The organism is Mesorhizobium sp., from assembly GCF_024509055.1.
Taxonomy (GTDB): Bacteria; Pseudomonadota; Alphaproteobacteria; order Rhizobiales; family Rhizobiaceae; genus Mesorhizobium.
The window spans coordinates 1-12,287 of sequence record NZ_JANINM010000385.1 but is presented as its reverse complement, the minus strand read 5'-3'; the positions used below and the strand labels follow the sequence as shown (position 1 = coordinate 12,287).

At 64.0% G+C, this 12,287-nt stretch carries 15 protein-coding genes and 1 pseudogene; 2 read left to right on the top strand and 14 right to left on the bottom strand.

What is annotated here, in order from left to right:
* Positions 1-152: 152 nt before the first annotated feature.
* On the bottom strand, positions 153-1,262 hold the full coding sequence (locus Q0L57_RS18675) for an S-(hydroxymethyl)glutathione dehydrogenase/class III alcohol dehydrogenase (protein ID WP_043061438.1): 1,110 nt from the start codon (positions 1,260-1,262) through the stop codon (positions 153-155).
* Positions 1,263-1,363: 101 nt separating this feature from the next.
* Entirely contained in the window at positions 1,364-2,353 is a 990-nt protein-coding gene (locus tag Q0L57_RS18670) for a zinc-dependent alcohol dehydrogenase family protein (RefSeq protein ID WP_043061439.1), read from the bottom strand.
* 138 nt (positions 2,354-2,491) lie between these two features.
* Here Q0L57_RS18670 and Q0L57_RS18665 point away from each other — a divergent pair, with 138 nt between their 5' ends.
* Positions 2,492-3,070 carry a TetR/AcrR family transcriptional regulator gene (locus Q0L57_RS18665; protein ID WP_241769373.1) on the top strand — a complete coding sequence of 193 codons (579 nt, stop codon included), beginning with the start codon at positions 2,492-2,494 and terminating at the stop codon, positions 3,068-3,070.
* Between the two features lie 592 nt (positions 3,071-3,662).
* Here the strand turns inward: Q0L57_RS18665 and Q0L57_RS18660 are convergent.
* The 11 genes from Q0L57_RS18660 to Q0L57_RS18610 form a co-directional block, all read right to left on the bottom strand.
* Positions 3,663-4,310, bottom strand: a complete 648-nt coding sequence (locus Q0L57_RS18660) for an RES family NAD+ phosphorylase (protein ID WP_043061441.1) — start codon at positions 4,308-4,310, stop codon at positions 3,663-3,665.
* Positions 4,307-5,065: a hypothetical protein gene (locus Q0L57_RS18655; protein WP_052814282.1), complete on the bottom strand. Its 759-nt coding sequence runs from the start codon at positions 5,063-5,065 to the stop codon at positions 4,307-4,309. Before Q0L57_RS18655 ends, Q0L57_RS18660 begins: the two co-directional genes overlap by 4 nt.
* A gap of 201 nt (positions 5,066-5,266) precedes the next feature.
* On the bottom strand, positions 5,267-5,431 hold the full coding sequence (locus Q0L57_RS18650) for a hypothetical protein (protein WP_156477767.1): 165 nt from the start codon (positions 5,429-5,431) through the stop codon (positions 5,267-5,269).
* Positions 5,432-5,634: 203 nt separating this feature from the next.
* Positions 5,635-6,273, bottom strand: coding sequence for a hypothetical protein (locus tag Q0L57_RS18645; RefSeq protein WP_232318418.1), 639 nt, complete (start codon positions 6,271-6,273; stop codon positions 5,635-5,637).
* A gap of 134 nt (positions 6,274-6,407) precedes the next feature.
* The gene (locus tag Q0L57_RS18640; RefSeq protein ID WP_157105538.1) at positions 6,408-6,575 is read right to left on the bottom strand and encodes a hypothetical protein; all 168 of its coding nucleotides are present in this window, start codon (positions 6,573-6,575) and stop codon (positions 6,408-6,410) included.
* 88 nt (positions 6,576-6,663) lie between these two features.
* Positions 6,664-6,933 carry an HU family DNA-binding protein gene (locus tag Q0L57_RS18635; protein ID WP_042469217.1) on the bottom strand — a complete coding sequence of 90 codons (270 nt, stop codon included), beginning with the start codon at positions 6,931-6,933 and terminating at the stop codon, positions 6,664-6,666.
* Positions 6,934-7,140: 207 nt separating this feature from the next.
* On the bottom strand, positions 7,141-7,917 hold the full coding sequence (gene arsH / locus Q0L57_RS18630; protein ID WP_042469215.1) for an arsenical resistance protein ArsH: 777 nt from the start codon (positions 7,915-7,917) through the stop codon (positions 7,141-7,143).
* Entirely contained in the window at positions 7,917-8,351 is a 435-nt protein-coding gene (gene arsN2, locus Q0L57_RS18625) for an arsenic resistance N-acetyltransferase ArsN2 (RefSeq protein ID WP_042469214.1), read from the bottom strand. The genes arsH and arsN2 overlap by 1 nt, the downstream gene beginning before the upstream one ends.
* Positions 8,348-9,634, bottom strand: coding sequence for an arsenic transporter (locus Q0L57_RS18620; protein ID WP_184106163.1), 1,287 nt, complete (start codon positions 9,632-9,634; stop codon positions 8,348-8,350). Before Q0L57_RS18620 ends, arsN2 begins: the two co-directional genes overlap by 4 nt.
* Positions 9,634-10,062 carry an arsenate reductase (glutaredoxin) gene (gene arsC / locus Q0L57_RS18615; RefSeq protein ID WP_042469211.1) on the bottom strand — a complete coding sequence of 143 codons (429 nt, stop codon included), beginning with the start codon at positions 10,060-10,062 and terminating at the stop codon, positions 9,634-9,636. The genes Q0L57_RS18620 and arsC overlap by 1 nt, the downstream gene beginning before the upstream one ends.
* 11 nt (positions 10,063-10,073) lie before the next feature.
* A complete protein-coding gene (locus Q0L57_RS18610) occupies positions 10,074-10,406 on the bottom strand; it encodes a metalloregulator ArsR/SmtB family transcription factor (protein ID WP_042469209.1) in 333 nt (110 codons plus the stop codon).
* Positions 10,407-10,509: 103 nt separating this feature from the next.
* Between Q0L57_RS18610 and Q0L57_RS18605 the strand changes: the two are divergent.
* Positions 10,510-11,285, top strand: a pseudogene (locus Q0L57_RS18605) (IS3 family transposase); the annotation flags it as partial.
* A 29-nt stretch (positions 11,286-11,314) separates the two neighbouring features.
* On the opposite strand, the gene Q0L57_RS18600 reads toward Q0L57_RS18605, so the two are convergent.
* A partial coding sequence (locus Q0L57_RS18600) for an IS66 family transposase (protein WP_296744625.1) occupies positions 11,315-12,287 on the bottom strand: 973 nt, incomplete at its 5' end.

Here is a 12,287-nt window from a genome sequence, read left to right as displayed (position 1 = left end):
CTATCGGCATGTAACGACCGTACTTCGGCGCTTGTTACCGCATCGCGACGCGTTGCCCATTTGCCAGAGCGCGCTTCATCATGGCCGGGGTCGGGCCATGATGACGGCCGAGTTGTCGATCCGAGCGCCTCGCGCCGCTTCGGATCGGCGGGTCAGTAGTGAATGACCGTGCGGATCGACTTGCCTTCGTGCATCAGTTCGAAGGCCTCGTTGATCTCCTCCAAACCCATCGTGTGGGTTACGAATGGGGCCAGATCGATATCGCCTCTCATCGCATCCTCGACCATGCCGGGGAGCTGTGTCCGTCCCTTGACGCCACCGAAAGCGGACCCCTTCCATACGCGGCCCGTGACGAGCTGGAATGGGCGGGTGGAGATTTCCTCGCCCGCGCCGGCAACGCCAATCACGATCGACTGACCCCAGCCACGGTGCGCTGATTCAAGCGCGGCGCGCATGACGTGGACGTTGCCGATGCACTCGAAGGTATGATCGATGCCCCAGCCCGTCATCTCGATCAGCACTTGCTGGATAGGCTTGTCATGGTCCTTGGGGTTGATGCACTCGGTAGCACCGAACTGGCGTGCCAGCTCGAACTTGGATGGATTGGTGTCGATGGCGATGATGCGACCCGCCTTCGCCTGGCGCGCACCCTGAATCGCCGCGAGGCCGATGCCGCCGAGGCCGAACACGGCGACCGAGTCTCCCGGCTGGACCTTGGCGGTATTGTGGACTGCGCCGATGCCGGTCGTGACGCCGCAGCCGAGCAGGCAGACATGTTCGGGGTTTGCCTCGGGATTGATCTTGGCGAGCGAGACTTCGGCGACGACAGTATATTCACTGAAAGTTGAACAGCCCATGTAATGATAGAGGGGCTGACCATTGTAAGAAAAGCGCGTGGTCCCATCGGGCATCAAGCCCTTGCCTTGCGTTTCGCGGACAGCGACGCACAGGTTGGTCTTGCCCGACAGGCAGAAGTCGCACTTGCCGCATTCGGCGGTGTAGAGCGGAATCACGTGATCGCCCGGTCCGACGCTGGTGACGCCTTCTCCGACCTCGACAACGATGCCCGCGCCCTCGTGGCCCAGAACCACCGGGAAAACACCCTCCGGATCACTCCCCGCCAGCGTGTACGCGTCGGTGTGGCACACACCGGTGTGCGTCACCCGTATGAGGACTTCGCCTTTCCGGGGTGGGGCGACATCGATCTCGACGATTTCGAGTGGCTTGCCCGCCTCGAAGGCTACAGCGGCGCGAGATTTCATGTTGGGATACCCTCGTTGAGTTAAACCGATTGCTGGTGCGAGGCCGTCGCGTCAGCGCAAATTCGTGGGGGAGCGATCGCTCACTCCCCCCGGTATGCAGGTCAGACCGTAACGACGACCTTGCCGACCTGGTCGTTCGATTCGAGGAAGCGGTGAGCGTCCTGGATCGCGTCGAGCGGGAAAGTGCGCGCGATCCGCGGCTTGAGCGCGCCCGATTCCAGACCCGCCACGATGAACGCCTTGGCGCGATCGAGGGCGGCATCGTCCGAGACGATCTCGCTGTAGAGATACCCCTTGAGCGTGAGACTCTTGCCCAGCACGGAGAACAACGGGAACGGCGTCGGTTCGCCGCTGAGCGCGCCATATTCGAGCAGGATGCCGCCGCGTGCCATGCTCTCGGTCAGCGGCTCGAACGACGGGCCTCCGACCGGATCGAGCACCACGCGCGCACCCTGACCATCGGTTATCTCCATCACCCTCGCTACCAGATCCTCTTCCCCGGTCGCGACGACATGATGTGCACCGGCATCGATCAGGGCCTGGCGCTTGGCGCCGGTACGCGTCGTCGCGATTACCGTCGCGCCGACCATCCGCGCAATCTGGAAGGCAGCAAGGCCGACGCTGCTGGAGGCAGCAGTGACGATGACGAAATCGCCCTCGCCGAGTTTCGCCTGCTCCACCAGCGCACCCCAGGCGGTGACATACTGCATCCACACGGCCGCCGCTTCCTCGAACGTCAGCGCCACCGGATGCTTGACGACGAGGCGGGCGGGCACGTTGGCGACCTCGCCATAAGTGCCCCAGCGCGCGATATCGAGCGGGGGGATGACGCTGACGGCTTCGCCTTCCGCAAACCCGGTCACGTCCGCGCCGACCGTAACGACAGTGCCGGCAGCCTCATAGCCAAGGCGGCTCGGGAACTCGGCTTCCTGAAGGTAGGCATGGTTGCGGAACATCACCTCGGCGCGGTTTATGCCTATCGCCTTCACCGCGATCTGCACTTCGTCGGCCGCGGGCGCGGGGACTGCCACATCTTCAATCCTGAGGACGCTGGCGTCGCCATATTCGTGGATGCGGACGATGCGGCTCATTGTAAAATCCTTGATTATTGAATGATCGTTCTGTAAGGAGACGGACCACCCGTTTCAAGATATTATTTATCGATCGTTCCATATCGTGCACGAAAGATGACAGAGACGAAAGCCCGTCGCCGCGCAGGTCGCCCTCGTGTGTTCGACACTGACGCTGCGCTCGACAAGGCGGTGCGGCTGTTCTGGCAGCGCGGCTACGAGGCGACATCGATGGCCGATCTGGTGGCGGAGACTGGCGTCGCCGCTGCCAGTCTCTATGCAGCGTTTGACAACAAGGCGGGGCTGTTTGCGGCGGTGATCGAGCGCTACGCCGCGACGTTCAGCGTCCACCTCTATTCACCCATCAACGATCCGGCGTTGTCCACCTACGAGGCCGTCAAAGGCCTGCTGGAACGAGCGGCGTCATCATTCTCGGAACCTGGAACGCCGGCCGGCTGCTTCATGTATTCGGCAGCGGCAGCCGTTTCGCCGGCGTCCGCCGCCATCGAATGCCTGCTGCGCGACAAGCGTATCGCGGCGGAGGCTCTCCTGATCGAGCGTCTGCAACGCGGCGCCGCGCAGGGCGAGCTTGCGGCCAACACCGATCCGGCCGTGCTAGGCAAATTCATCAATACGGTCATGGAAGGCATGTCCGTTCAGGCGCGCGACGGCGCTACGATCAACGAACTGCTCTCCATCGCCAAAATGGCACTCGATCGATGGCCGGCCGCGATATGATCGTTACATGGTGGTCATCTGCCAATCCGCCTCCCGCGACCGAACAGTCGAACTCATCTCATTGGACGAAAGCACATGAAACACGTGACATTGCTCGGCGGGGAAGTGGTTCCTTCAATGGGTCAAGGCACCTGGAAGATGGGTGAACGTGCTGAGCGGCGATCCGATGAGATCGCCGAGCTACGCGCCGGTGTCGAGCTAGAGCCGCCTCGACGATCCGCTCGAACGTCGCCAAGGCGTCTTCGGCGAGGTCTCGCAGGATCACAGATCGGTCTGCTTCTACCCTCTCGGAAGGATTCGTCGCCACTGGTTCGCCCCCTCAATGCATTCTTAGAAGCAAGTTGAGCTCAGACGGTGGTTGATCGCAAGAACTTACGTGTCGCGCGCGCCTTGATGTGTGCCCACAGGCCAATCCGATTTTAAGGTCGCCACCTTGGTGACGGACACGAGGCCTTGAGGCCGGAACGCGACGGCCCGTGCTCCTGATCTTGGCAGCCGGCGCTACGCGTCGATTAGGAGATACATATACCACGATACCCCACCTGCGGGAGCGTCAGCACGGCGTTATTTTACCGCAAATTTCGCTCCCATCTTACGCGACAAGGGTCACGCCGGAGCGATCGGCAAGCGCCTTGAAGCGCATGGCGAGCCCCGGATCACCATCGATGCCAGACGTGCTGACCACGCTTAGCGCACCAGGCGGCACGCGATCGCCGAACAACATCATCGCCTGCGACGAGGGATAGGGGCGAGACTCCCAGACCATCCCATGCGTGGCGGCGTCTTTGCGATGCAGTGCCGCAGACCAGCGCCGCGTGTCCGGAAATTCGCGCGCGGGCGTGTCGATCAGCTGGGTACGGGCGACGCCCAGCTTCATCAGATCGGGCGCGAGAAAGGAGCGAAGCACCAGCGGGCTGGCGACCCGGAGTACCGAGCAGCGAACATCGGCAAGCCTGCTCAGCGCAAAGGTCTTGAAGGTCTGCGTGGAATCGAGATCGTGGAAGATCGTATCGTACACCGCAGCCTCAAACCCGTCTGCGGCATAGGCCGTCGGCACCCGCTTGCGCACCGGGCCGATCGGCGCGAAGCGCGAAGCGCCGAAACCCGGATTGAACGCGTCTCCGGCAAGCTTCTCGGCGTGAATGCGCCAAAGCACCGTCCCCACCGGTAGGTCGGTAACGTGGGTCGGGAAGGCGGTCGGCGGTTTCGCAACGATGCCTGTCGGAGCGAGGGCCGTCACCCGCTGATCTCATCACCTTCGTGGGCTGCCGCCTCGAGAACGGCTGCTGGTTCGTCGAACCGCTCAATGGGTGCGGGACCACCAAGCCATGAGTTGGACGATACGAACCAGAAAGCAACTTGCCATGGCGTGCGGTTCGCGGGGAGGGCCGCGAGAACCTGCCGGATTAGCGGAAGGGGTTTGCCGTCGGCATCGAACTGGAACGCGGGAAAGCGATCCTGCCCCTGATAGGGGACGGCGAAGACACGGGCCTGCGCCTTCCAGCGCGCCGCCGTCTGGTGGCGGTTCTTGGCTTCGTGCCCGGCGCGCGCGGCAACCTCGACCGAGGTAAGCGTCTCGACCTCCTGAAGGAAGCGCTGCCGGATCGCGGTGTTATCGGCCGCGACCGCAGTGTGAAATTCCGCCATCGGGTCATGCGTGTCGGCCAACACATCGAGGAGCTGCTCGATCTTGCGCTCGAGGTGTCGGGTGCGAATGTCGGGCAGCAGCTTGTCGACGATGGCGTAGAGCGCCTGCCGATCCGGATCAGTTGCAATACCGGCTTCAGCTAGCTGCTCCAGCGCGTGATCGACGGCGGTGCGATATTGTGCGGAGAAGCCCTCAACCGTGGGCGCTATATATAAGGTTTCGTCGACCGTAGGCGCCGGCTCGGATCCACGCTGTTTGGCTGGCTTGTTGCGTGCGGTCTCGACCAAGCTGGCGAACACCAGATTGGCAAAGGCACCCGGATCAACGGCGTTGGCGAGGGTCGCCATGAGCAGCTCCTACGGTTAGTCTAGCTAACATATAAGCGATCTAACCGGCTTCGTCACCCTCATTGTATTTTCCGGTAACCCCTCTTCCTGGAAAAAGAGAGTGGCCGGGCAGGGCGCGTGTTGGTTCTCCTGAAACGGGACGCTGGATATCGCACTGCTTCGGATGAGCCGGTCAGCCGCCTAATTGCGGGTACGGCCCGCCTATGACTGGCCATCACTGGAATGGCTGCTCGCTAGCACGCCGAAATGGGTCCAGGCGATGTTGATCCAGAACTGCAAGGACTGGTTGGCGCCGCTGCGCGCTCGTGGCCAATGCACCATCGGCAAATGGGACTGGACGTTGCCGACATTCTGGCGCAGTTTCATGCGTGGCTCGCCGAGCCGAAGCACGCCAGCGCGAGCGGGTGTCGCTGATCGGGTGAGTGCCGGTAGAGCGGCCTAAGTGCTTCCGCCGCAGAGCAGATTTGCTAGTCCGATAATATTGATTATGTTAAATGCAGAGCTTTTTGGATTTAGACTTTATGGATGGAGACAGGTCTGACGGACGTCTGACGATCTCGAACGCCGCGTTATGAACCCGCGTCTTCAGCCTCGATTGCCGCAACATCCATGTCTGGCGCCCGTACTACCTCAAGCGCGACGTTGGCGATCTCGACCGCGGTGATCTGAAGCTGCGTGATCGGCGTCGACGGCGCGTCCACACGCTCGAGGCCGTTCTCAGATATCTTGACGAGGAATCGGTCGACGTCGTTCAGGACGACGAACCTGATCGATTGTTCCTCGTCCAGCGCGAGCTGCTGGACGGTGCCCTCGTATGCGATCGTGAAGCACTCGTGGCTCGTCTTTGTCAGCACATAGGCGACGACAAACGAGTCTCCCTTCTTGACCGCTTGGACGGCCGGGTTGAGCCAGCCGAACGCGATCGCGTCGGTCTTCCCGCTAACTGCTTCCCGCTGCACCAACCAGTGCGCGATCGAGCCCGTCGCGGCTCCGATGAGGAGCATCGCGAAAAGCCACATTTCCAGCGCGAGGTCGGACGCATCGCGTGCCCCAGCGCCGCCGCGGGCGAGCGCGCGATAGATATTTGGATCGAAGCCGGGGTCGAAACAGACGCTTGTCGCCCGGCACCATGCCGCCTGGGCGGCGAAGAAGCCGGTTCCCAGAAGGTGCCCTGCGATGGTGCCGAACACCACGATGAACAGCGTCACCGTAGAGTTCGGCCGGTCCGGGGTTGGGCTGAGGAAATCGGTGCGCTCGCCGACGCGCCACCCTGCCCAGAAGCAGAGCCCCAGGAAAAGCAGCAGCAGTGCGAGGAACAGCGAGTAGCTGAACGTCACGGCCGTTACGCCGTGGCGGGAACCGCTACATCCTTGCTGTCGCGGTCACCGCCAGCGCTTGGATCGACCACATATACGCCGTTCTCGACGCGCGAGGCCTGACGCACGGCCGCCCACGTGCCGAACCTCCCCTTCACCTGCCGGGCCAGCCGCATAGATTTGGCAGTGTTCACGCGCCTGTCATTCTCCAACGCCTTAGATAGCGAATAATTCGTGAACATCCAACACGTGGCCGGGCGACGCCGGCCGGTGCTGTCAAGCCTACAGTCGGTCCTTAAGCGCCTTGGCCGGCGTGAATGTGATTTTCTTCGACGCCGCGATCGTGATCGCCTCGCCGGTCGACGGATTGCGCCCGGAGCGCTCGGGCGTGTCCTTCACCTTGAATTTGCCGAAGCCGGGAAGCGATATCTCCTCACCCTTGGCGGCCGCCTCCGCGATACCCTCGAGGAGCCCAGCCATGACCTCGAGGGCCTGCTTCTCGGTGACGCCCCGCTTGGCGGCAACGTCCTTGGCCAGATCCTTGGTGTTCATCGTCAAGCACGCTCCCCTTCATCTGTCGCTGTAGCGACCTGAAGCGATAATCGCGTCAGCGCAAGACAGGTAGCGCTCGACGATCCAGCTGACGCCTGGGGAGGCCGGCCACGCAGGTTGAAACCCGTAGGTTTCTCAAAGCGCAGAGCACAAGCCGGATTAGCCGGCGGGACCACATTAGCGTGGCTCGCTTCGGCAAACGTCGCATCAGCCGCCTGCCTTGACGGCGTGCCGGCCACGCGGTTTGGCCGCAATCGCTATGCTCGACAGATCGGTCGCGCGGTCGATTGGCACGCCCGCCGCTTTCCGCTCTGAGTAGCGATCAACAAGCTGAACCGCGTGCGGGCGCAGCAGCACCGTGAACCGCACCAGTTCCTCCATCATATCCACGATCCGGTCATAGTAGCTGGACGCCTTCATGCGCCCCGCGTCATCAAACTCGTTGAACGCCTTGGCAACGCTCGATTGGTTCGGGATCGTGATCATTCGCATCCAGCGACCCAGCACGCGCAGCGTGTTGACGCTGTTGAACGATTGCGATCCGGCCGACACCTGCATGACCGCCAGCGTGCGCCCCTGTGTCGGACGCATCCCGCCCATAGAAAGCGGCAGATGATCGATTTGAAGCTTCATAATGCTCGTGATCTGGCCATGCCGCTCCGGGCTGCACCACACCTGCCCTTCCGACCATAAGGACAGCTCGCGCAGCTCGTGGACGGCCGGATGGTCGTCGCCAGCATGTTGGTCAGGCAGCGGCAGGGTCGATGGATCAAAGATGCGCGTCTCGCAGCCGAAGAACCGGAGCAGGCGTGCCGCTTCCTCAACGCACAGCCGGGAGAAGGACCGTTCGCGCAGCGAACCGTAGAGCAGAAGGATACGCGGCGCGGGATCGAGCGGGCCGAGCCTCACGGCGGGTCGCTGGATGGCATAGGCCGGATCGAGCGCCGGCATGATATTGGGATCGGCGAGCGTGCGGAGCGGCATCAGAGGGCTTTCACGAGGTAGGCGGCCGACGCGGGGCACAGTGCGGTGAATTCGCGCGATGCGGCGATGGCCGAGGGAGCAGCGCCGCGATCGGCATCGGCATAGCCGAGCGCCCGGAAGAATGGTGCGGCCGTGGTCGTCAGGAGGTGCAGGCGCTCCACCCCGAGGTCGTGTGCCTGTCGTTCGAGGGCGGCGACCAACACCCGCCCGAGGCCATGTCGACGTCGATCGGGGACGACGACGATCGAGCGGAGCAAGCGGTCGGACCCTTCTCCCTCGAGCCCACCGAAACCGACGAGGCTATCGGCCTCAATCCGGATGATCAGGCGGCCGGGATCGGCGATATCGGCACTCGGCAGGTCCGCGGCATCGAGCAATTGTGCCAAGCCAGCCAGACCGGCAGGTTCGAGCAACGTGGCGACCGTTCTGGTCATGCGATGCTAATCCTGATTGCAAGCGCCGCGAGCGTGATGAGCAGCACCGGTACGGTGAGCGTGACGCCGACACGGAAGTAATAGCCCCATCCGATCCGCACGCCCTTTTGCCCGAGGACATGGAGCCAGAGCAGCGTCGCGAGTGAGCCGATCGGCGTCAGCTTGGGGCCGAGATCGCAGCCGATCACATTGGCGTAGATCATCGCTTCCTTGATCGCGCCGCTCGCGTGCGTGGCGTCGATCGAGAGCGCGCCCACCAGCACCGTCGGCATATTGTTCATAACCGACGACAGGACCGCTGCGATGACGCCCGTTCCTAGCGCCGCGCCCCACACGCCGCCTTGCGCGGTGCGATCCAGCAGTGCTGCCAGATGGTCGGTCAGGCCGGCGTTTCGCAGGCCATAGACGACCAGGTACATGCCGAGCGAGAAGATCACGACCTGCCAGGGTGCGCCGCGCAGCACCTTGGCCGTTGGGATCACATGGCCTCGCCTCGCGATCACCAGCAGCAGGATCGCGCCGGCAGCGGCGACGGCGCTGACAGGGACGCCGAGCGGTTCGAGCAGGAAGAAGCCGGCGAGCAGCAGTGCAAGAACGATCCAGCCCGCGCGGAATGTCGCGGCATCGCGGATCGCGTCACGCGGCGCGCGCAGCGCGCCTACGTCATAATCCGCCGGTATGTCGCGCCGGAAGAACAGCAGCAGCGCGCCAAGCGTCGCTGCGATCGACACCAGGTCGACCGGCACCATCACGGACGCATAGTCGCCGAACCCGATCCGGAAGAAGTCGGCCGACACGATGTTGACGAGGTTCGACACGACCAGCGGTAGGCTGGCGGTGTCGGCGATGAACCCCGCCGCCATGACGAACGCCAGCGTCGCCTTGTCGTTGAAGCCCAGCGCCCGCAGCATGGCGATGACGATCGGCGTCAGGATCAGCGCCGCGCCGTCGTTGGCGAACAGCGCGGACACCGCCGCACCGAGCAGCACGATCAGAACGAACAGCCGGCGACCATGCCCCCTCCCCCAGCGCGCGACATGGAGCGCCGCCCATTCGAAGAATCCGGTTTCATCGAGGAGTAGGCTGATAACGATGATCGCGACGAACGCGGCTGTCGCGTTCCAGACGATGCCCCACACCACCGGCACGTCGGACAGCGTGACGACGCCTGCAAGCAGCGCCACGACGGCCCCGCCCATCGCGCTCCACCCGATCCCGAGGCCTTTGGGTTGCCAGATGACGAGCGCGATCGTCGCAACGAAGATCAGGACAGCAAGGAGCATCAGGCGACGCGCTGGCCCGATGCGTCCACCACTTGCTCGCCGTCTTCCTTTGCGAACGCTCCGAGCTGATTGGTCGGCAGCAGGTCGAGCACGGCTTCGGAGGGCCGGCAGAGCTTCACGCCGAGCGGCGATACGACCAGCGGCCGGTTGATGAGGATCGGATGCGCCATCATCGCGTCCACCAGCGCGTCGTCGGATAGCGACGTGTCGCCCAAGCCCAACTCCGCATAGGGCGTCCCCTTCTCGCGCAGCAGTTCGCGGGGTGTCATGCAGGCGCGATCGATCAGCTCGACCAGCAACGCGCGGGCTGGAGGGGTTTTCAGATACTCGACCACGTGCGGCTCGATGCCGGCGTTGCGAATAAGGCCGAGCGTGTTGCGCGACGTGCCGCACTCGGGGTTGTGATAGACGACGACATCGACGGCCACAGGGCGTCCTTTCAGCAGCAGGGGGTGAGTTCGGCGACGAGCGGCGCGCACAGCTCCGCATTGCCGGCGCAGCAGTCCTTGACGAGGAACAGCGTCAGCGCGCGCAGGCCGTCCAGATCGACACGGTAGATGATCGAGCGGCTATGCCGTGCGGAGCGGACCAGGCCAGCGCGGGCGAGGATGCCGAGGTGCGCCGACAGGGTGTTCTGCGGCACGTCGAGCTGACGCGCGATATCGCCGGCAGCCAAACCATCCGGTTCGTGCCGTACCAAGAGGCGGAACGTGTCAAGGCGCGTTCCTTGTGCAAGAGCACCCAGCGCCGAGATGGCATCCTCGTTTTCCATATATCCAGCATAATGGATATGCTTGGTGTGTCCAGCCCCGTGAGCTGCCCCCTTCTGAGTGGTCCATCGACTATGACAGTCTGGATCGAGGAAGGGACGACGAATGCCAGCGAAGAAGCACAAGCCCGAGGAGATCATCGGCAAGCTGCGTGAGGTTGAGATCATGCTGGGCCAGGGCGGCACGACGGCCGAGGCATGCCGGCGCATCGCAGTCAGCGAGCAGACCTATTACCGATGGCGCAAGGAATATGGTGGTCTGAAGACGGATCAGGCGCGGCGGATGAAGGATTTGGAGAAGGAGAACCTCCGGCTGCGTCGCGCGATCTCGGACCTGACATTGGACAAGCTGATCCTGCAGGAGGCGGCGCGGGGAAACTTCTGAGCCCCGCACGGCGCCGGCGGTGCATCGACCAGGTGCGTGAGGTGCTGGATGTGTCCGAGCGACGGGTGTGCCGCGTCCTCGGGCAGCATCGGTCGACGCAGCGCAAAGTGCCGTGTGGGGCAGATGACGAGGAGGCGCTGACCGACGACATCGTCGCGCTGGCCAGGCAGTACGGGCGCTACGGCTATCGCCGGGTAACCGCACTGCTGCATGCGGCCGGCTGGTCGGTGAACCACAAACGGGTGGAACGGATCTGGCGACGCGAGGGGCTGAAGGTGCCTCAGCGACAGCCGAAACGTGGTCGGCTGTGGTTGAACGATGGCTCGTGTATTCGGCTGCGGCCGGAATATCCCGGGCACATCTGGGCGTACGACTTTGTCGAGGCACGGACGCACGACGGGCGCAAGTTCCGCATCCTCACGATCATCGACGAGGCCAGCCGCGAGTGCCTGGCGCTGGTGGTCGCCCGTCAGCTTCGCCACGAAGATGTGCTGGCGGCCCGTAAGCGTCCGGTGAAGGCGTCGCGTCAGGCGGGACGGTAGTTCCACGGCAGCAGTTCATTGATCTGGCGGGCTGGATGGTCGGCGATGCGGCTGATGGTGTCGGTCAGCCATGCCTCGGGGTCGACGTCGTTGAGCCTGGCGGTTTCCACAAGGCTGTAGATGCCGGCGGCGCGGTGGCCGCCCTGGTCGGAGCCGGCGAACAGCCAGTTCTTGCGACCGACGGCAATACCGCGCAACGAGCGCTCGGCGGCATTGTTGTCGATCTCAAGGCGGCCATCGTCCGCATAGCGGGTAAGCGCCGTCCAGCGGGCGAGCGCATTGCGGATGGCGACCGCGAGGTCGGAGCGTCGGGACAGCTTCGGTCCGGTCGCGTCGAGCCACTGACGGAACGCATCGAGCAGCGGTCCAGCTCTGGTCTGGCGTACGTGTCGTCGCTCGTCCGGGGGCCGACCGCGCACGTCCTGTTCGACCGCATAGAGGCTGGCGATATGGTCCAGCGCCTCGCGGGCCGTGGCGGAGCCGGTTGCGGCATGGACGTCGAAGAACTTGCGCCTGACATGCGCCCAACAGGCTACCTCTGCGATGCGCTCGCCATAGAGCCTGTCGAACCCGGCATAGCCATCGGCGTGCAGATCGCCCTGGAATGTTCGCAAGTGCGCGACGGGGCGTTCGCCCTTGCGGTCGGGCGCGTAGCGAAACAGCACGGCAGGCGGGGCCTCGCCGCCAGCCCCGCGCTCGTCGCGCACATAGGTCCACAGCCGGCCCGTCCTGGTGCGACCGGCGCCGGGGGCCAGAACCGGCACGGGCGTGTCGTCGGCGTGGAGGGTTACGCCACCCATGACGTGGCGCTCGAGCGCGTCGACCAGCGGGTCGAGGAGCGCGGCCGAGCGCCCGACCCAGTCGGCGAGGGTGGAGCGGGCAAGGTCGACGCCCTGGCGCGCGTAGATGCCCGACTGGCGATAGAGCGGCAGATGGTCGGCGTATTTGGACACCAGC